Genomic DNA, 17,594 nt, shown 5'->3' on the forward strand with positions numbered 1-17,594 from the left:
ATAAGTCACCGCTTCAACCAAGACCCATCCCACGCCGCTTCGCGCCGCGGGATGCTGCCGCGTATCTGGTCACGGTCGATTTTCGAGTTAGGCGGCTGTCACGGTGAAGAGGGTGAAGGTGGCTACGAAGGGGGCGGTGGCCAGGCGGGACAGCCATGCCCTGGTGGCGTGGGGGTCGAGGGCGCCGGACTCGCGGCCTCGGCGGGCCAGTTCGGGCATGCGGAGGATGGCGTCGGCCTCGGCGTAGTCGGTGAAGAGGATGGCCTCGGCGGTCACCTCGACGCGGTCGAAGCCGGCGGTGTGGAGGAGGCGGGCCAACTCGCGGCCGACCGTCGCGTTGCGGATCACGTGGGTGGTCACATAGCGGGTGAAGGCGCGGCTGGTGGCCGTGTCGGGGTCGGCTATGGCCAGGGTGTCCCAGTCGGGGTCGGCGACCACGACGCGGCCGCCGGGGCGGACGACGCGGCGTAGTTCGGCGGCCGCCTTCGCCGGATCGGCCAGGTGTTGGAAGACGCGGTCGGCTCGGGCGCGGTCCACGCTCGCGTCGTCCAGTGGCAGGTGGTGGGCGTCCCCGGCCAGCAGCTCGATCGAGGCGTCGGTTTCGCAACGCCGCCGCGCCTCGTCGAGCATCATGGGATCGCGATCGACCCCGATCACCCGCCCCGCGTCGAACCCGACGAGGCGGCCGGTGTTCGGAAGGGCGCCTTCTGCCGGGGACACGGCGGGCAGGTGGGTGGCCGTGCCAGGGCGGATCGGCCGGGACATGGCGGGGAGATCGGAGGCCGAGCCGAGCGCAGGAGACCTGGGAGCCAGACCGGCCGGGCCGGAGCCCGCCATGGCGGGGAGACCACAGGCGAGGCCAGAGGTAACTGCGGCCGCCATAGCCGGAAGGTCAGGAGCGGCGCCAGAGGCGACCTCGGCCGCCATGGCCGGGAGGTCGGTGGCGGGGCCGCAGCCCACGTCGAGGACGGTCAGGCCGGGATGGAGGTCGAGCGCCGACATCAGGCGGCTCTTGTAGCGGCGGGCGGGGTCGGTGGTGGCGGCATGGTGCAGGTAGGCGACGGTCATGCTCGCAACATGTCAGGCGGATGTGGAGAAGCCGCGCCGGGATTGTGGGGATTGTGGGCAGGAAAAGGCGATGGCGGCCGTGGAGGCCGCCATCGTTGATCGCCCTCGCGCTAGCGGTGGCCCTCGGGGCGGTTCTTCCACCGCTCCTCGAGCCGGTCGAGCAGCCCGCCGGATTTGCGCGGGCGCCCGGTGCGGCGCGTGGCTGTGCCACCGACCGCGTGCAGATCGGTGCTCTGCCCCTTGCGCCGGCTGTGCATGGCGAAGGCGGCGGAGCCCAGCATGACGACGAAACCGCCCACGCCGAGCAGCGTGTTGCGGCTCACGGTGCCGTAGACGAGAAGAGCCAGCCCAGCGATGATCATGAACGCGGCGATCACCAAACGACGCCGTGCATGGAATCGCGGGTCGCTGGCCCGCACAGCCGAGGCGAACTTGGGGTCCTCGGCAAGCGACCGCTCGATCTGATCGAACAGCCGCTGCTCGTGCTCAGAGAGCGGCACGGCTTTCCTCCCCGGGCGCATGTCCGGCCCCGAGGCCGGGGTCGGGTCCGGCCATCTGACCGACACAACCAGTGTGACTGATATAACCACTGGACCCGACACATCGCTGTGGCGGATGTACCAGTGTGACACCGCTGACACCAGACAGACCACCGGCTGCCCTGGAGCAAGTCTACGAGTGGGTAGGCGGGTCGGAAAGCGGGACGACCGTCGAGTGCGGGTGATTTTCGGTTCTGCGCGGATCTCGGCGGCCGAGAAGGCTGGCCGGTCCGACGACAGATCGGCCGAAACGGGCAGCCGCGGCGTCGGCGGCGGCCTCCGCCTCACGCCAGCCACGCTCGGGCTCACCCAGGGTGAGCTGCCGCGATGTGGTTGAGGTGGGGCTAAGACCCTCGACGCGTACGCCGAGCAGCCGGATCTTGTCGGCCGGGCCGAGCGCGGTGAACAAACCCCAGGAGATCTCGAAGATCTCACGTGCCACATCGGTCGCGGTGGCAACTGTGCGGGACCGGTTGACGGTCTTGAAGTCGGCCAGCCGCACCTTGATCGCCACCGTGCGCCCGACCACCCCGGCCGCCCGCAGCCTCGCCCCGACCTTCTCGGACAGCGCCAGCAGGCTGCGCCGGAGCAGCTCGCGGTCGCCGCTGTCGGTGTCGAAGGTCATTTCGGCGCCGATCGACTTCTCGACCTGGTCGGGTTCGACCCGGCGCGGGTCGCGGCCCCAGGACAGCTCGTGGAGGTGGGCCGCGGACGCCTCGCCGAGGGCCGAGCGCAGCAGGCTGACCGGCGCCTGCGCGACGTCGCCGACCGTGGTCAGGCCCAGCCGGCGCAGCGACTCGGCGGCCCGCTCCCCCACGCCCCACAGCGCGTCGACCGGCAGCGGGTGGAGGAAGTCGAGGACCAGATCGGTCGGTACGACGATCATGCCGTCGGGTTTGGCCCGGGTGGAGCCGAGCTTGGCCACGAACTTGCTGCGGGCGACACCGACCGAGACGACGAGCCGCTGTTCGGAGAGGATGCGGTGGCGGATGTCACGGGCGATCACCGCGGGGCGGCCGAGGAGCCGCTGGGCGCCGGCCACGTCGAGGAACGCCTCGTCCAGGGACAGCGGCTCGACCAGCGGTGTCACGTCTCGGAACACCCGCATGACGGCCCGGGACGCCTCTCCATATGCCGCAAAATCGGGCGTCAGGAAGACCGCCTCGGGACACAGGGCGCGGGCGCGCATGCCGGGCATCGCGCTGCGTACGCCGAACCGCCTGGCCTCGTAGCTGGCCGAGCTGACCACCCCGCGCGGACCCGCCCCGCCGACCACGACGGGCCGGCCCCGGAGCTCGGGCCGGCGGCGCACCTCGACCGACACGTAGAAGGAATCCATGTCGGCATGCAGGATCGTGCAGCCCGTGTCGTCGGCCTCGGGCCCGAACCGCGGGTCACGCCCCGTTCCGACCGCCTGGCTGCGTCCCATGATCTGGAGACTACTGAGACCCTCTGACAGAACTGAGCAGCGGAACCGTCATCTCGGCCGCGGTGACCGAGCCGTGGTAGGCGACCAGCCGGCCGACCGAGGGCGGCTCGTAGGCGGACGCCAGGGCGACGACCCGGTCCAGGCAGACGATCACGACGTCGCCGATCCGGCCCAGGTTGCGATCGGCCACCGGACCGAAGACCTCGAGCGCCTCGGTACGCGACAGAACCAGCGCCGAGGAGCCGAACAGCGACGCCGCGGCGGCTTGCACATCCTCCTGCGCGCCCGGGGCCACGTGCAGGTAGCGGACCCGGGGCTCGCCGGCGACGGCGGCCAGTCCCTCGATGGCGGAGACGTCGAGCCGCGTGGTCGGGGGCACGTTGAGCTGCCCGTGGTCGGCCGTGACGAGCAGGGCCGAGCGCGGCGGCAGCCCGTCCACCAGCATCGCGACCAGCCGCTCGACCTCCCGGGCGGCCGCCGTCCACGCGGGCGACGCCACGCCGTCCTCGTGCCCGGCCCGGTCCAGGTCGCCGTGGTAGCCGTACACGATCCCCGGCCCGGCCCGCAGCGCCCCGAGGATGCCGGCGGCCTTCTCGTCGAGGGTCGAGGCGCCGACGAAGGCCGCGCCGCGATACGCCGACACGGTCAGCCCGGTGCCCTCGAACTCGGGCCGGGTGACCTGGGTGCACGCCACCCCGGCGGCCACGGCCCGCTCGAAGACCGTCGGCACCGGCTGCCAGCGCGCGGGCGGCGGGTCGTCGTTCCAGTGGATGTGGTTGAGGATCCGGCCGTCCGGCATCCGCGAGGTGAAGCCGAGCACCCCGTGCTGCCCGGGCGGCACCCCCGTGCCCAGCGTGACCAGGCTGACCGGTGTGGTGGAGGGGAAACCCGAGGTGAGGGTACGCGCGGCGAGCCCGTCGAGGCCCGGGAGCAACGGCAGCTGGTACGACCCCATGCCGTCGACCAGCAGCACGGCCACCCGGTCCACACCGTCGAGGGACTCCCGCAGACCGAGCACGTCAGCAGTGGCCGGAACGCCGAGCACCGCCGCCACCGAGGGCATGATCTCGGCCAGACTGCCCGTCCCGTACGCGGGCCGGACCTGCTCGAACGCGGAGTCGGGCAGGTCGTCCGGCGGCGTCACGGCCGCCGCGCGAAGACGTGCAGCTGGGACGCGATGTCCCGGAACGGCGGCTGGGCCGACAGCGACAGCTCCAGGTCGAGCAGCGCCTGCGGGTCGCCCTCGACCACCGAGGCGGGCAACAGGTCGGCGATCACCCGTACCCCATGGGCCTGCTCCACCTCGAGACCCGCCGAGCGCAACAGCGCCGACGCGCTCTCCATGTCGTAGCGCCGGCGCAGCGTGTCCCGCGGCCCGGACCGGCCGTCGGGGTCGGTGACCAGCGCCGCCGCCGCACCGAGCTGGCCGTTGACGGCCCGGCCGAGCACCGCGGCGGCCCGACCGGCGACCAGCACGCTGACCGCGCCACCCGGACGCAGCGCGGATGTGATCGCGGAGACCACCCCGGCCGGGTCGTCGACCACCTCGAGCACCGAGTGGCAGAGGATCAGGTCGACGCTGCCGGGCTCGATCAGACCGGCCAGCGACTCGCCGTCACCCTGCACGGCGCGGACCCGATCGGCCACCCCGGCGTCGGCGGCGCGCCGGGTCAGCGCGGCGAGCGCGTCGGGGCTGGCGTCGACCACGGTCACCCGGTGTCCCGCCTCGGCGACCGGCACCGCGAAGCCGCCGGTGCCACCGCCCACGTCCAGCACGGTCAGCTCCCGGCCGGCCGGCCGCCCGAGCTCACGGTCCAGAACGGCCCAGACGGCGGCGTTACGCGCCGAGACCGGGCGGGGCGCGCGCGTCGGTGTGCTCTCCACCCGCGCAGCGTAGCGGGCCTGCCCGGGGCCGGAACGGACCGCTGCCATAGTGGGCTGATGGACTTCTACGCCGAGACCCGCGGGCCGTACCGCCTGTGGGCCCGCGCCACCGGCCCCTCGGACGCGCCCGCGCTGCTCCTGATCATGGGTGCCAACGCGAACGCCCTGACCTGGCCGCCGGCCCTGATCGAGGCCCTCGAGGAGAAGTTCCGGGTGATCGTGTACGACCACCGGGACACCGGGCGGTCGACCTGGGCGTTCGACGAGCACCCGTACGGCATCGCCGACCTGGCCGAGGATGCCGTGGCCGTGCTCGACGCGGCCGGCGTTGACCGGGCCCACGTGGCCGGCATGTCGATGGGCGGCGTCCTCGTCCAGTTGCTCGCCGCCGACCACCCCGATCGCCTGCTCAGTGCGACCGCCTTCTGCACCGCCGCGGTGAGCGGGGACGGCCCGCCGATGCTCGACCCCGACCCGCGCCTGCTGGAACTGTGGGAGCACCTCGCCGACGAGCGCGACCGCGAGGCCGAACTGGACTGGCGGGTCGAGCACTGGCGGCTCCTCAACGGCGACAAGCTGCCGTTCGACGCCGCCTGGTTCCGCGCGATCGAGGAGGCCTGCATCGACCACGCCGGCACGCCCCGGAACGCCGCCGCGCACGCCCGCGCCGACCAGTCCGGGCTGGCGCGTGACCTGTCCCGGGTCACCGTCCCGTTCCTGGTCATCGACGCGCCGGAAGACCCGGTCAACCCGCCGCCGAACGCCGCGCATCTGGCCGCTCAGGTTCCCGGGTCGGAGCTGGTCACCGTGCCCGGGATGGGTCACGCCCTGCCCCCGGCCGTCGTCCCCGACCTGGCGCGCATCCTGCGGTCACGGTGACGCGCGCCAGTCCAGCCGGGCGTCGATGAGGTCGGTGAGGTGCTGCCACCAGGCCGCCAGCGTGATGCGGTCGAGCTGGAGCCACTGTCTGATGTGGGCCTTGCGGGGCCGGGCGCCGGCCGGGCGCAGCGCGTCGTCGAGCTGGTCGAGCGGGGCGCCCGGGCCGAGCAGCGGGTAGGCCTCCTGGATGTCCAGGGCCAGCATCAGCTCGTTGGCCATCGTGCCGGTCTTGACCATCAGGTCGGGCAGCCACCGTTCCGGCGGCATCTCCAGGTTGACCGCGGGCAGGCCGAGGTCGTAGCGGTTGGCGTCGAGCAACGGCAGGTACGCCCGGGACAACGACTGGCACAGCCAGTCCCAGTGCGGGATGCCGCTCAGGTCGTGCTCGCGGGTCGCCATCGCGAAGCCGGCCGCCTGCTCGGGGCGCGGCATCAGCGGGAGCCGGCCGGCCGTGCCGGCGAACACCGGCGTGGCCCAGCCGTCCTCCTCGGGGACGTAGGCCCGCAGCGTGTAGCCGGTCCGGTCGCCGATGGTCAGCTCGACGAGTTGGACCGGGAAGTCGGCGGGCAGGAACCCGCGCGGCCCCTGCGGATAGGCGGGCTGCTGGTGGCGCGGCTGCTGATAGGCCGGCGACGGCCTTTGATACGGCGACGGCGGCCCCTGATAAGCCGGCGGCCGATAGGCGGGAGGCGGCGTGGGAGTGGGGGTCGGGGTCGGGGTGGGCGCCGGGCGATACGGCGGGGCCGAGATCGACGGTGGCGGTGTCATCGCCACGGTGGCGTCGGCGCGGGCCGCGGTGGCGAGCAGCGGCCGGGCCTGCTCGGCGGTCAACCGGCGGGCCGGGTCCTTCTCCAGCAGGCCGGCGATGATCGGCCAGAGGTGCCCGGCGTCGGCCGGCGCGGCCGGCGGCATGGCCAGGATGGCCGCGATGGTGCCCTGGGTGTCCTCCCGCTGGAAGGGCGAGCGCCCGTTCACCGCGGTGTAGAGCGTGATGCCGAGCGCCCACAGGTCGGCCGGCGGGGCCGCGGGCACGCCGTTGATCCGCTCCGGCGCCATGTAGGCCGGTGAGCCGATCATCATCCCGGTCGCGGTCAGCGCGGAGGCGTCGTCCATGGCCGCGATGCCGAAGTCGGTCAGCATCGCCCGGCCGGTCTCGATCAGGATGTTGGCCGGCTTCACGTCCCGGTGCACGGTGCCGCGCTGGTGTGCGGCCGTCAGCCCGTCGAGCACCTGGAGCCCGATCTCGGCGACCCGGCCCGGCGGCAGCGACCCGGACTTGGCGATCAGATCGGCCAGCGACGGCCCGTCGACCAGCTCCATCACGATCCACGGCCGGCCCCCGTCGAGCGCGACGTCGTGCACGGCCACGATGCTGGGGTGCCGCAGCCGGGCCGCGGCCTGCGCCTCGCGCATCGCCCGCCGGATCCGCGGGTCGTCCTGGTCGACCGGGCCGGAGTCGGCGCCCGCCAGGTAGATCTCCTTGACCGCGACGTCGCGGTCGAGCAGCGTGTCGGTGCCCTGCCACACGGCGCCCATGCCGCCCCGGCCCAGGATGCGATCGAGCCGGTAGCGGCCGGCGATCACCCTCGCGTCCGTCACATCGGAAATCTACCGAACGGGTCAGGCCGCCTAAAGCGCCAGTGCCTCCGTAGGCGGGAGAGCCGCCGCACGCATCGACGGATAGACACCCGCGAGCACGCCGACCACCACCGCGCTGACCGGGCCGGCCAGCGTCGCGGACAGCGGGATGACCGGCGGCCAGCCGTGGTAGGCCGCGTAGCCGACCGTCGCCAGCACGCCGAGCAGCGTCCCGGCGAGGCCGCCCAGCGCCGCCAGCGCCACCGCCTCGGTCAGGAACTGGCCGCGGATCTGCCCCTTGGTCGCGCCCAGGGCCCGGCGCAGGCCGATCTCGCCGCGGCGTTCGAGGACCGAGATCACCATGGTGTTGGCCACCCCGATGCCGCCGACCAGCAACGCCACCCCGGCCAGGCCGAGGAACAGGGCCGAGAACGCGTTCTCGGTGGCCCGTTTCGCGGCCAGCGCGTCGGACGGCCGGCTGACCACCACGTCGGCCGGCTGGGCCGGGTTCACGGTCTCCGGGAGCACCCCGCGCACCTGCTCGATCGCCGGTTCCCGGGACTGCACGTAGAGAACGGTGGGGTGGCCGTCGAAGCCGAGCACGGACTGGGCCGCGGGCCAGCCGACGAACACCGACCGGTCGATCTCCGGCAGCAGCGGGACGGCGGCGAGGATGCCGACGACGGTGAACCAGCGCTTGCCGATCATCAGTTGCTGCCCGGTGCCGGTGACGCCCAGGCGGACGGCCGAGACCGAGCCGAGCACGACGGCCGGGAAGTGTGATGTCGCCTCGTTCAGCCACTGCCCGTCCTGGACGCGGGCGTTGATCGCCGGCAGCAGGTCGAGGCGGCTGGCCAGCACGGTCAGGCCCGAGCCGTCCTGCGGGTCGGTGCGGTCGGACCGGCGTACCACGGTGTGGGTGTTGGCGACCGCGCTGGCCCGGGTCACCGGCGCGATCCGCCGCACCATGCCGACCGACTCCTCGGGCAGCAGCACCGGCGGCTGCTGGTCGGGCAGCGCGCGGACCTCGAGCATGTTGGTGCCCAGGGCGCTGAGCTCGCGCATGAGCTGGGCCTGGCTGGACGCGGGGATGCCGGTGACGACGATCATGGTGGCGATGCCGATCGCGATGCCGAGGGCCGACAGCGCGGCGCGGGCCTTCCGCGTACGCAGGCCGAGAAACCCGAGTCCGAGCAGGTCGGTGACGGCCAGCCGGACCGGCGTGGTGTCCGGGGTCACGAGACCACCCGGCCGTCGCGCATGAAGACCCGGCGGGGCAGGGACGCCGCGATGTCCCGGTCGTGGGTGATGACCGCGATCGTCGTGCCCTCCTCGTGCAGCCGGTAGAGCAGCTCCAGCACGGCCTGGCCGGTGCGCGTGTCCAGCGCGCCGGTCGGTTCGTCGGCCAGCAGCAGAGCGGGATGGTGTACGAGGGCCCGCGCGATCGCCACCCGCTGCCGCTCACCACCGGAGAGCTGGTGCGGCCGATGCGCCACGCGATGCGACAGCCCGACCCGGTGCAGCGCCTCGACGGCCAGCGCCCTGCGTCGGCGGCGCGGCACACCGGCGTAGAGCAGGCCGGTGGCCACGTTCTCGGCGGCGCTGAGTCCCGCGGTGAGGTGGAACTGCTGGAACACGAAGCCCAGCCACCGGCCGCGCAGCGCGGAGAGGCGCCGGTCGGGCAGCCCGGCGATGTCCAGCCCGCCCAGCTCGACGGTGCCGGAGGTCGGGCGGTCGAGGGTGCCCATGATGTGCAGCAGCGTCGACTTGCCCGAGCCGGACGGGCCGACGATGGCCAGCATCTCGCCCGCCTCGATGTCGAGCGAGACACCGGCCAGGGCGACCACGCCGCCGGGATAGCGCATGGTGACGTCGCGTACGGAGAGGACGGTCACGAGGTCGTCACCACCTGGACGCCCTCGCCGATCCCGTCGCCGGTGACCTCGACCAGGCCCTTGGCGAACAGTCCGGTCTCGACGCCGACCAGGCGGTGGTCGGCGAGCTGCACGCCGTACCCGCCCTCACTGAGCGCCACCAGCGCGCCCACCGGGACGGCCAGGACTCCCTCCCGGGTCTCCCCGGCCAGGTCGACCTGCACCTGCGCCTGGTCGATCCCGCCCAGCTCGGCATCGCTGTCCAGGGTCACGGTGACGGTCCGCTTGGGTTCCGCGGTCCCGGCGCCGCCCTGCTCATCCTGCTGGATCTCGGTGCCGACGGCCGCCACCTCGCCGGGCACCGACTTGTCGCCGGGCAGCACGACCGTGACCTTGTCGCCGGCGCGGATCGTGCCGGCCTCGGCGACGGCGGCCGAGACGGTGACCACCTTCGCGGTCGACGTCACGGTCAGCAACGGGGTGGCGGCACTGTCCCCTTTGATCGCCGTGACCGAGTCGACCCGCACCGCGCCGGACAGCACCACGACGTCCCCCACGCCGATCCGGCCGGTCACGGGCATCCCGGCGTCCTTCTGCCACCGCTTGAGGGCCGATTTCAGGGCCGAGGTCAACACCCCTTCCCCCTTGCGTACGGTGACCCGCACGGTTTTGGCCTTGACCTTCGCCCCCGGGGAATTCGTCTCCCGGGAATCCGCCTCCGGGGAAGGGGCCGGGCCGGGGATCGACCGGGTGACCGTCTCCCCCGCGCCCGGCTGGTAGCCGATCGAGTACCCGAGGGCCTTCAGGTTGGTGGCGACGATCTTCACGTCGCGGCCGGCCGTCCCGGTCTCCCCGAGGTCGCGGTAGAGCGGCATCGACCCGTAGAACAGCGGCACCGGCCGGTCGTCGGCCCGATAGAGCTGCTGGCCGCGCTTGACCGCGGCGCCGGCGCGGGGCAGCCAGGTGATCACGCCGTCGCGCCCACCCTTCACCGGCTGCGCCCGGCCGTACCCGAGGCTGCCGGTCAGCGACTCGGTGACGGAGAGGTCGGTCTTCACCACGGCCACCGTCTGGACCGCGACCGGGGCGACGGCGGCCGGCGACTGCGGGTCCCGCCGCTCGTACCAGAGGACGCCGCCGGCGACGATCAGCACGAGGATCAGGACCGGCACGACGATCCATCGGCGGATCCGGCGCGGGGACGGGGATTGGTCGGGATGCACGGCCGAGATCCTGCCGACCGATTGTCAGAAGCCGGTTAGCTTCGGCGGATCTGACAGCCCTCTGACAATGCTCTGTGATGGTGCTCGGCATGCCTCAGAGAAAAATCGTCGCGGCGCTGGTCGCCGCCAGTCTTCTCGGCGGTGGTACCGGCCTGCTCGGCGGTTGCTCCGGTGAGAAGGCCGAAGCCCCGCCGGTGGCGACGCTGCAGAGCGCCGCCGCCCCGGCGGCGAGCTCGCCGGCCGTCAACGACGACCTGCGTCCCCTGGTGCGGCTGGACGCGACCGACGAGGAGCAGACCGCGCTCGTCAAGGTCTGGTCGACCTGTGTCCAGAAGGAGGGCGGCCCCGGGTACGAGGAGCCGAAGATGCTCTTCCAGTACTTGGCCGACAAGGACCCCAAGGCGATCCGGGTGGAGGCGGCCTGCCACAACAAGTTCCCGGAGAGCTACGAGGAACGGCAGAGGCGCAAGGACATCGCGGCGTTCCGGGACAACCAGCGGCAGTGGTACCGGTGCGCCCAGCAGGCCGGCTACAAGCTGACCACCCCGGACGAGGACGGCCAGTTCGGGATCACCGAGATCGGGCCGCAGGGCGACTTCCAGTCGCCCGGGATGGAGAACTGCCGCAAGGAGGCGTTCAAGGACTGAGCGGCAACCGCAGCGTCATCGTGGTGCCCTCACCGGGACGGCTCGCCGCGGTCAGCGTCCCCCCGTGTGCCTCGGCGAGCTTCCGGGCGATCGGCAGGCCCAACCCGCTGCCGCCGGTCGCCCGGGTCCGGGAGGAGTCGGCCCGCCAGAACCGGTCGAAGATCTTCGGCAGGTCGTCCGGCGCGATGCCGGTGCCGGTGTCCCGTACGGCGATGATCATCTCTTTTTCCGTTGAGATGGCCGACAGCGTGACCGTGCCGCCCGCCGCGGTGTAGCGGATCGCGTTGGACAGCAGGTTGCCGACCATCTGCCGGAGGCGCATCGGATCGGCCTCGACCGGAGGGTCACCACGCAGATCGGTGACGAGCTCGACCCCCGCCTGGTCGGCGGCGCCGCGCTGCGACTCGCCGATGTGCGTCAGCACGTCCCGCACCCGGATCGGCTCGGGGTGCAGCCGCAGGTCACCGGCGTCGGCGGCGGCCAGGTCGCTGAGGTCGTCGATGATGTGGTGCAACATCGTCGCCTCGTCGTGCAGCAGGTCCAGCAGGGCCGGGTCGGCCGGGACCACCTCGTCCTGGGCCGCCTCCAGCCACGCGCGGATGTTGGTCAGCGGGTTGCGGAGTTCGTGGGCGACGTCGCTGACCAGGTGGCGGCGCTGCTCCTCGGCCCGTTCGCGCCGCTCGGTCGCGTCGCTGAGGGCGCGCGCCAGGTAGCCGATCTCGTCCCGCCCCTTGATCGGCATCGGTGCGGGCGCACCAGCCGGTTCCATGGCCGCCTCGGTGAGCGCCCGCAACGGCCGGACCAGCCGGCGCCCGGTCAGCACGGTGAGCAGGATCGTCGCCAGCAGCACGGCGACGGTCACCCAGACGATCCGGACGGCGTTCTCGCCGGACAGGCTGAACACCGGCTCGTCGGCCGCGCCGGTGTGCGGGTCGGTGACGAAGAGCAGGGCGGGCTTGGCCACGTACGGCCGCAGCTGCCGGATCCGGGCCTGCGCCACGCACGACTGCACCTTGCGCAGGTCGAACCTCCGGTCCTTCAGCCCGAGCACCGAGAAGTTCCGGTCCAGGATGAGGATGCCGTGCTCGGTCACGTCGAGACAGTCCTCGGCCAGCCAGGCCAGGTCCTCCAGGGCCAGCGTCTCGGTGCCGGTGGTGCCGAGCGGGGCCTTGGCCCGGCAGAAGCCGACGACGAAGTTGGTGTCCGCGGTGGTGATCCGCACGGCCGGGCGGCCCTTGGCGTCGTCGATCACCTTGGCGTCGACCCCGCCCCCGCGGATGCAGTCCAGCTGGGTCCGGGCGGTCCGGCGGAGCTTCTCGCGTTCCCGCTCCGGCAGCAGGTAGGGGCCGGTCACCCGCGGGTCGATGCGGTCCGAGCTGTCGCTCAGCCCCGGGTCGAGCCGCAGGGCGTCGACCGTGGCCGAGGCCCGGGCGGTAGCCGGCGGGCGTTCCGGATGCGAGTCGGCGATGACCTGCCGGTCGTCGGTCATCAGGGTGATCCGCCGGCCCAGGCGCCGGGCCTCGCCGGCCACGGTCGGCTGGACCTTGGTCCAGTCACGGTGCGTGGCGGCGTACCCGATCATGGTGTCGTAGATGCTCTTGTCGTCGGCCAGCGAGCGGCCTTGCTCCTGGCGGATGGCCCGGCTGGTCGACTGGACGGCGAGCCAGGCGGTGGCCGCGATCGCCGCGACCGCGATCAGGATCGAGGTGGCGAGCAGGCGTCCGAGCAGGCTGCGGTGCAGGGGCACGCGGCCTGGGGTCACGTCGGGCTCGCCAGCTTGTAGCCCACGCCGTACACGGTCTGGAGCAGGGCGGGGTCGATCTTGCGGCGCAGGTTCATCACGTGGACGTCGATGGTGCGGCCGGTCGAGTGCCGGTCGATGCCGCGGGTCCGGGCGAGGAGTTGCGTCCGGGTGAAGACCCGGTCGGGCTGCCCGGCCATCGCGGCCAGGATCGCGAACTCGCCCGGTGTGCACTCGACGGGTACGCCGCCGGCCTCGACCCGGCGCCGCCCCGGGTCGACCACGAGCGGGCCGACCGTCAGCACCTCGCCCCCGGCCGGCGCCGTGGTGCGCCGGCGACGCAGCAGCGTCCGCACCCGGGCGACCAGCTCGCGAGGACTGTACGGCTTGGTCAGGTAGTCGTCGGCGCCGACGTCGAGCCCGGCCAGCAGATCGTCCTCGGCCGTCCGGGCGGTCAGCATCAGCACCAGCAGCTCACTGTCCCGGCGCAGCTGCCGGCACACCTCCAGCCCGTTCAGCCCCGGCATCATCACGTCGAGGATCAGCAGGTCGGGCGCCTTCCGCCGGGCCCGGTCGAGCGCGGCGTGACCGTCGTGCACCACGGTCACCTCGTGCCCACCGGCCAGGAGGTACTGCCGCAGCACTTCGGCCTGCCGTACGTCGTCCTCGGCCACCAGCACGTGCGCACACACGACGGCGACTATAGGTCGGTTCTTCCAGCCGTCGGAGAATCTGACAGGTTCCTGATCAGAACGTGAACAGGACGCCCGTCGCGCGCTTCATGTCGCAGGTGTTGCTGAACTTCTTCGACCAGGTGACGGCCTGACCGCGCCAGGTGCCGGTGACCGCGGCGGTGATCGGCGCGTACTCGAGCGTGCACATGGTCTTCGCCGGCTTGATCGTGGCCGGGTTGCCGTTCACCTTGGCCAGGGTCCGGCACACCTTCTCGGCCTGCGGGTGCACGCCGCCGGCCGGGTCGCAGGTCACCACCACCGCGGCGGCGAACCCGGCGGCGGCCTGGTAGGACAGCGTGAGCTCGGTCCTCGGCGCGCGGGCGCTCTCCTCCGGCCCGCCGGCCGCCGCGTTCGCCGGGCTGCCGATGAGAACCCCGATCAACGCCGCCGCCAGAACAATCTTCCGCATGATGCTCTCCCCCCGCTGGGTGGTGCCTATACGCGCTCAGAGCAAGACCCCTTGCTCTGAGCGCGTATAGGCACCGCTGGTCCGCATCCGGTATAGGGCACCAAAGGTGCAAAGGTTGCGGAACGGAATAAAGTCTGGCCGTTCAGCGGAAGTCGCGGGAGGGACCCACGATCGGCGGCGTGACCCCTTCGAGCCGGTCGGCGACCAGGTTGAGCACGCCCTCGGCCTTCTCCAGCCGGCCCCGCACGATCAACGCCGTGCTCGTCCTCGCCACCTTCCGGTAGCGCTGCCACAGCCCCGGCGAGCAGGTCACGTTGAGCATGCCGGTCTCGTCCTCGAGGTTGACGAACGTGACGCCGCCCGCGGTGGCCGGGCGCTGCCGATGGGTGACGATGCCGCCGACCCGGATCCGGGTGCCCGCCTCCACCGCGCCCAGCCGGGAGATGGGCAGCACGCCGGCGGCGTCGAACCGGTCCCGCACGAACTGGGCCGGGTGCGCGTCCGGGGACAGGCCGGTCGCCCAGACGTCGGACACCAGCTTGCCGACGTCGTCCATGCCGGGCAGGGCCGGGGCGTCGGTGCCGGTCACCGTACCCGGCAAGCGGTCGGGTTTGTCCTGCGAAGCCGCGCCCGCGGCCCAGAGCGCCTCCCGGCGGGAGAGCCCGAAACCCGCGAAGGCGTCGGCGGTGGCGAGGGCCTCCAGGCGGGCGGTGGAACATCCGGTACGCCGGGCCAGATCGGTCATGCTGCGGTACGGGCCGTGCGCTCGCCGTTCCTCCTCGATCCGCTTCGCGAGGTCGTCGCCGATCGTGCGTACCCGCTGAAGCCCCTGCCGCACCGCGGGCCCGTGCAACCCCCACGCGTGCGGCGCCTCCCCGGCCAGCGCGCCCCACCTGGTCCGCGCGTCCGACTCGAGGGTGGCCGCGGCGGCGCTGAGGTTGATGTCCGGGCGGCGCACCTCCACCCCGTGCCGGCGGGCGTCGTCGACCAGCGTCTGCGGCGAGTAGAAGCCCATCGGCTGCGCGTTCAGCAGCGCCGCGCAGAACGCCGCCGGGTGGTACCGCTTCAGCCACGCGGACGCGTACACCAGGTAGGCGAAGCTCATCGCGTGACTCTCCGGGAAGCCGTAGCTGGCGAACGCGGAGAGCTTGACGTAGAGGTCGTCGGCCAGTTCGCCGGTGATGCCCCGCTCGGCCATCCCGTCGTAGAGCCGCGTCTTGATGCGCTCCATCTTCTCCATCGAGCGCTTCGAGCCCATCGCGCGGCGCAGCTGGTCGGCCTCGGACGGGTCGAAGCCGGCCACGTCGATCGCGAGTTGCATCAGCTGCTCCTGGAAGAGCGGCACGCCCAGCGTCTTCTCGAGCGCGTTCCACATCAACGGGTGCGGGACGGTCGCCTTCTCCTTGCCGTTCTTGCGGCGGATGAACGGGTGCACCGAGCCGCCCTGGATCGGGCCGGGCCGGATCAGCGCCACCTCCACCACCAGGTCGTAGAACTCGGTCGGCTTGAGGCGGGGCAGGGTGGCCATCTGGGCGCGGGACTCCACCTGGAAGACGCCCACCGAGTCGGCCCGGCACAGCATCTCGTACACCTCGGGGTCGTCCAGGCGCATCGTGCTGATGTCCAGATCGGACTCCAGCATGTCGTACGCGTAGTGCAGCGCCGACAGCATGCCCAGCCCCAGCAGGTCGAACTTGACCAGGTCGATCGCCGCGCAGTCGTCCTTGTCCCACTGGAGCACGGTCCGCCCCGGCATCCGCCCCCACTCCACCGGGCACACCTCGATGATCGGCCGGTCGCAGATGACCATGCCGCCGGAGTGGATGCCCAGGTGCCGCGGGAAGCTCTGCACCTCGTTCGCGAACTCCACCACCTGCGCCGGGATGTCGTCCACGTCCAGCGTCGCGATGCTGCCCCAGCGGTCGATCTGCTTGCTCCAGGCGTCCTGCTGGCCGGGCGAAAATCCAAAGGCCTTGGCCATGTCGCGTACGGCGGAGCGCGGGCGGTACGAGATCACGTTCGCCACCTGGGCGGTGTGTTCCCGGCCGTACTTCTCGTAGACGTACTGGATGGCCTCCTCGCGGCGGTCCGACTCGATGTCCACGTCGATGTCCGGCGGCCCGTCCCGCTCCGGCGCCAGGAACCGCTCGAACAGCAGGTCGTACTCGACCGCGTCGACGTTCGTGATGCGCAGCGCGTAGCAGACCGCCGAGTTGGCCGCCGACCCCCGCCCCTGGCAGTAGATCTTCTGCTCCCGGCAGAACCGCACGATGTCGTAGACGACCAGGAAATACCCCGGGAAGTCCAGCTCCTCGATCATCCGCAGCTCGTGTTCGATCTGCGCGTACGCCTTGGGATGCGCCTCCGGCGGCCCATAACGTTCCCGGGCGCCCTCCATGGTCAGGTGCCGCAGCCAGCTCATCTCGGTGTGCCCGCCGGGCCTTCGGAAGTCGGGCAGCTTGGGGGCGACCAGCCGCAGGTCGAAGGCCAGGTCACCGCCGAAGATCGCGGCGTTCTCGACCGCCTTCGGCCAGGCCGCGAACCGCCGGCTCATCTCGGCGCCGGACCGCAGATGGGCGGTGCCCGCCGCCGGCAACCAGCCGTCCAGCTCGTCCAGGCTGCGCCGGGCCCGCACCGCCGCCAGCGCGGTCGCCAGCCGCCGCCGGCGCGGGGTGGCGTAGTGCACGTTGTTCGTGGCCACCGGGAGCAGACCGCGGCTGTGCGCGAGCTCGAAGAGGAAGTCGTTGCGCTCGTCGTCGTACGGGTCGCCGTGCGCCGTCAGCTCGACCGCGACGTTCCCCTGGCCGAACAACGCCACCAGCCGGTCCAGCTCCCGAGCAGCCGCCGCGGGCCCCTGCTCGCGCAACGCCTTCGGGACGCTCCCCTTACGGCAGCCGGTCAGCACCAGCACGTGATCCCGGAGCTCGCTCGCGACGTCCTCCAGGTCGCCGTAGTCGGGCTTGCCCTTCTCGGCCCCCCTGAGCTGGGCCCGCGAGATGGTGCGGGCCAGCCGCGCATAGCCTTCCGCGCCGTGCGCCAGGCACAGCAGGTGCCGGCCTTCCGGGTCGGCCTCGCCGTTCTGCGGTTTCGTCAGATCAAGCGAGAGCTCCGCACCCACAATGGTCGGCAGCCCCAGCTCACGGGCCGCCTCGGAGAACCGCACCACCCCGTAGAACCCGTCATGGTCGGTGACGGCCAGTCCCTTCAACCCGAGCCGCGACGCCTCCTCGGCCAGTTCCTCCGGATGACTGGCCCCGTCCAGAAAACTGAAGTTGCTGTGGCAGTGCAGCTCGGCGTAGTCCACCGTGGACTCGGTCCTGACCAGCGCCGGCGCCTCATACCGTTGCCGCTTCCGGCTCCAGGCCGGCGAGTCCCCGCCGTCACCATCCCCCGCCAGCGGATCAACAACCCGCGGCTCCCCCCGCGGCCACCCGCCACTCCCCGCCTTCCCCCCGCCCTCTTCCCCGTCGCTCTTTCCTCCTCCGCCCTTTCCCCTCTCGCCCTTTTCGCCCGGCTTCTTCTCCCCGGAGAGCAACCCTTCGAGTTCCGACCAGGACATCTTCGGGTTGTGGAAGCCCATCAGCCCGCC

General features: G+C 72.4%; 15 protein-coding genes. 2 read left to right on the plus strand and 13 right to left on the minus strand.

The features are described 5' to 3' along the window. Window positions 1–87 precede the first annotated feature (87 nt). The 5 genes from AB0O15_RS43155 to AB0O15_RS43175 form a co-directional block, all read right to left on the minus strand. Window positions 88–1,068 (minus strand): methyltransferase domain-containing protein, encoded by a 981-nt coding sequence (locus AB0O15_RS43155; RefSeq protein WP_364332292.1) that lies wholly within the window; start codon window positions 1,066–1,068, stop codon window positions 88–90. 110 nt (window positions 1,069–1,178) lie between these two features. Then, a complete protein-coding gene (locus AB0O15_RS43160; RefSeq protein WP_364332295.1) occupies window positions 1,179–1,568 on the minus strand; it encodes a DUF3040 domain-containing protein in 390 nt (129 codons plus the stop codon). Window positions 1,569–1,740: 172 nt separating this feature from the next. After that, a complete protein-coding gene (gene dinB, locus AB0O15_RS43165) occupies window positions 1,741–3,036 on the minus strand; it encodes a DNA polymerase IV (RefSeq protein WP_364332298.1) in 1,296 nt (431 codons plus the stop codon). A 10-nt stretch (window positions 3,037–3,046) separates the two neighbouring features. Continuing rightward, a complete protein-coding gene (locus tag AB0O15_RS43170) occupies window positions 3,047–4,180 on the minus strand; it encodes a nucleotide pyrophosphatase/phosphodiesterase family protein (protein WP_364332301.1) in 1,134 nt (377 codons plus the stop codon). Next, on the minus strand, window positions 4,177–4,920 hold the full coding sequence (locus AB0O15_RS43175; protein WP_364332303.1) for a methyltransferase domain-containing protein: 744 nt from the start codon (window positions 4,918–4,920) through the stop codon (window positions 4,177–4,179). The genes AB0O15_RS43170 and AB0O15_RS43175 overlap by 4 nt, the downstream gene beginning before the upstream one ends. A gap of 57 nt (window positions 4,921–4,977) precedes the next feature. On the opposite strand from AB0O15_RS43175, the gene AB0O15_RS43180 reads away from it, so the two are divergent. Further along, a complete protein-coding gene (locus AB0O15_RS43180) occupies window positions 4,978–5,799 on the plus strand; it encodes an alpha/beta fold hydrolase (RefSeq protein WP_364332306.1) in 822 nt (273 codons plus the stop codon). Here AB0O15_RS43180 and AB0O15_RS43185 read toward each other — a convergent pair. Genes AB0O15_RS43185 through AB0O15_RS43200 form a run of 4 tightly spaced genes read right to left on the minus strand, consistent with a single transcriptional unit; the run spans window position 5,791 to window position 10,474 of the window. Next, window positions 5,791–7,398, minus strand: a complete 1,608-nt coding sequence (locus AB0O15_RS43185) for a serine/threonine-protein kinase (RefSeq protein ID WP_364332309.1) — start codon at window positions 7,396–7,398, stop codon at window positions 5,791–5,793. The genes AB0O15_RS43180 and AB0O15_RS43185 overlap by 9 nt on opposite strands. A gap of 30 nt (window positions 7,399–7,428) precedes the next feature. Next, on the minus strand, window positions 7,429–8,616 hold the full coding sequence (locus AB0O15_RS43190; protein ID WP_364332312.1) for an ABC transporter permease: 1,188 nt from the start codon (window positions 8,614–8,616) through the stop codon (window positions 7,429–7,431). Beyond that, the gene (locus AB0O15_RS43195) at window positions 8,613–9,242 is read right to left on the minus strand and encodes an ABC transporter ATP-binding protein (RefSeq protein WP_364332464.1); all 630 of its coding nucleotides are present in this window, start codon (window positions 9,240–9,242) and stop codon (window positions 8,613–8,615) included. The genes AB0O15_RS43190 and AB0O15_RS43195 overlap by 4 nt, the downstream gene beginning before the upstream one ends. A 26-nt stretch (window positions 9,243–9,268) precedes the next feature. Next, a complete protein-coding gene (locus AB0O15_RS43200; RefSeq protein WP_364332315.1) occupies window positions 9,269–10,474 on the minus strand; it encodes a hypothetical protein in 1,206 nt (401 codons plus the stop codon). 89 nt (window positions 10,475–10,563) lie between these two features. Between AB0O15_RS43200 and AB0O15_RS43205 the strand changes: the two genes are divergently transcribed. Next, the gene (locus AB0O15_RS43205; RefSeq protein ID WP_364332318.1) at window positions 10,564–11,121 is read left to right on the plus strand and encodes a hypothetical protein; all 558 of its coding nucleotides are present in this window, start codon (window positions 10,564–10,566) and stop codon (window positions 11,119–11,121) included. Here AB0O15_RS43205 and AB0O15_RS43210 read toward each other — a convergent pair. From AB0O15_RS43210 to AB0O15_RS43225, 4 genes are all read right to left on the minus strand, one after another. After that, on the minus strand, window positions 11,111–12,883 hold the full coding sequence (locus AB0O15_RS43210) for a HAMP domain-containing sensor histidine kinase (protein WP_364332321.1): 1,773 nt from the start codon (window positions 12,881–12,883) through the stop codon (window positions 11,111–11,113). The genes AB0O15_RS43205 and AB0O15_RS43210 overlap by 11 nt on opposite strands. After that, window positions 12,880–13,554, minus strand: a complete 675-nt coding sequence (locus AB0O15_RS43215) for a response regulator transcription factor (RefSeq protein WP_364332324.1) — start codon at window positions 13,552–13,554, stop codon at window positions 12,880–12,882. Before AB0O15_RS43215 ends, AB0O15_RS43210 begins: the two co-directional genes overlap by 4 nt. 55 nt (window positions 13,555–13,609) lie before the next feature. Continuing rightward, a complete protein-coding gene (locus AB0O15_RS43220) occupies window positions 13,610–14,005 on the minus strand; it encodes an SSI family serine proteinase inhibitor (protein WP_364332327.1) in 396 nt (131 codons plus the stop codon). Window positions 14,006–14,147: 142 nt separating this feature from the next. Further along, window positions 14,148–17,585, minus strand: a complete 3,438-nt coding sequence (locus tag AB0O15_RS43225; protein ID WP_364332330.1) for an error-prone DNA polymerase — start codon at window positions 17,583–17,585, stop codon at window positions 14,148–14,150. Window positions 17,586–17,594 lie beyond the last annotated feature (9 nt).

The organism is Actinoplanes sp. NPDC089786 (genome assembly GCF_040684855.1).
Classification (GTDB): domain Bacteria; phylum Actinomycetota; class Actinomycetes; order Mycobacteriales; family Micromonosporaceae; genus Actinoplanes.

Coding starts and splice junctions, on each gene's coding strand:
- AB0O15_RS43155 (WP_364332292.1), bottom strand. CDS start 1,068: ATGACCGTCGCCTACCTGCACCATGCCGCCACCACCGACCCCGCCCGC.
- dinB (WP_364332298.1), bottom strand. CDS start 3,036: ATGGGACGCAGCCAGGCGGTCGGAACGGGGCGTGACCCGCGGTTCGGG.
- AB0O15_RS43180 (WP_364332306.1), top strand. CDS start 4,978: ATGGACTTCTACGCCGAGACCCGCGGGCCGTACCGCCTGTGGGCCCGC.
- AB0O15_RS43195 (WP_364332464.1), bottom strand. CDS start 9,242: ATGCGCTATCCCGGCGGCGTGGTCGCCCTGGCCGGTGTCTCGCTCGAC.
- AB0O15_RS43205 (WP_364332318.1), top strand. CDS start 10,564: ATGCCTCAGAGAAAAATCGTCGCGGCGCTGGTCGCCGCCAGTCTTCTC.
- AB0O15_RS43220 (WP_364332327.1), bottom strand. CDS start 14,005: ATGCGGAAGATTGTTCTGGCGGCGGCGTTGATCGGGGTTCTCATCGGC.
- AB0O15_RS43225 (WP_364332330.1), bottom strand. CDS start 17,585: ATGGGCTTCCACAACCCGAAGATGTCCTGGTCGGAACTCGAAGGGTTG.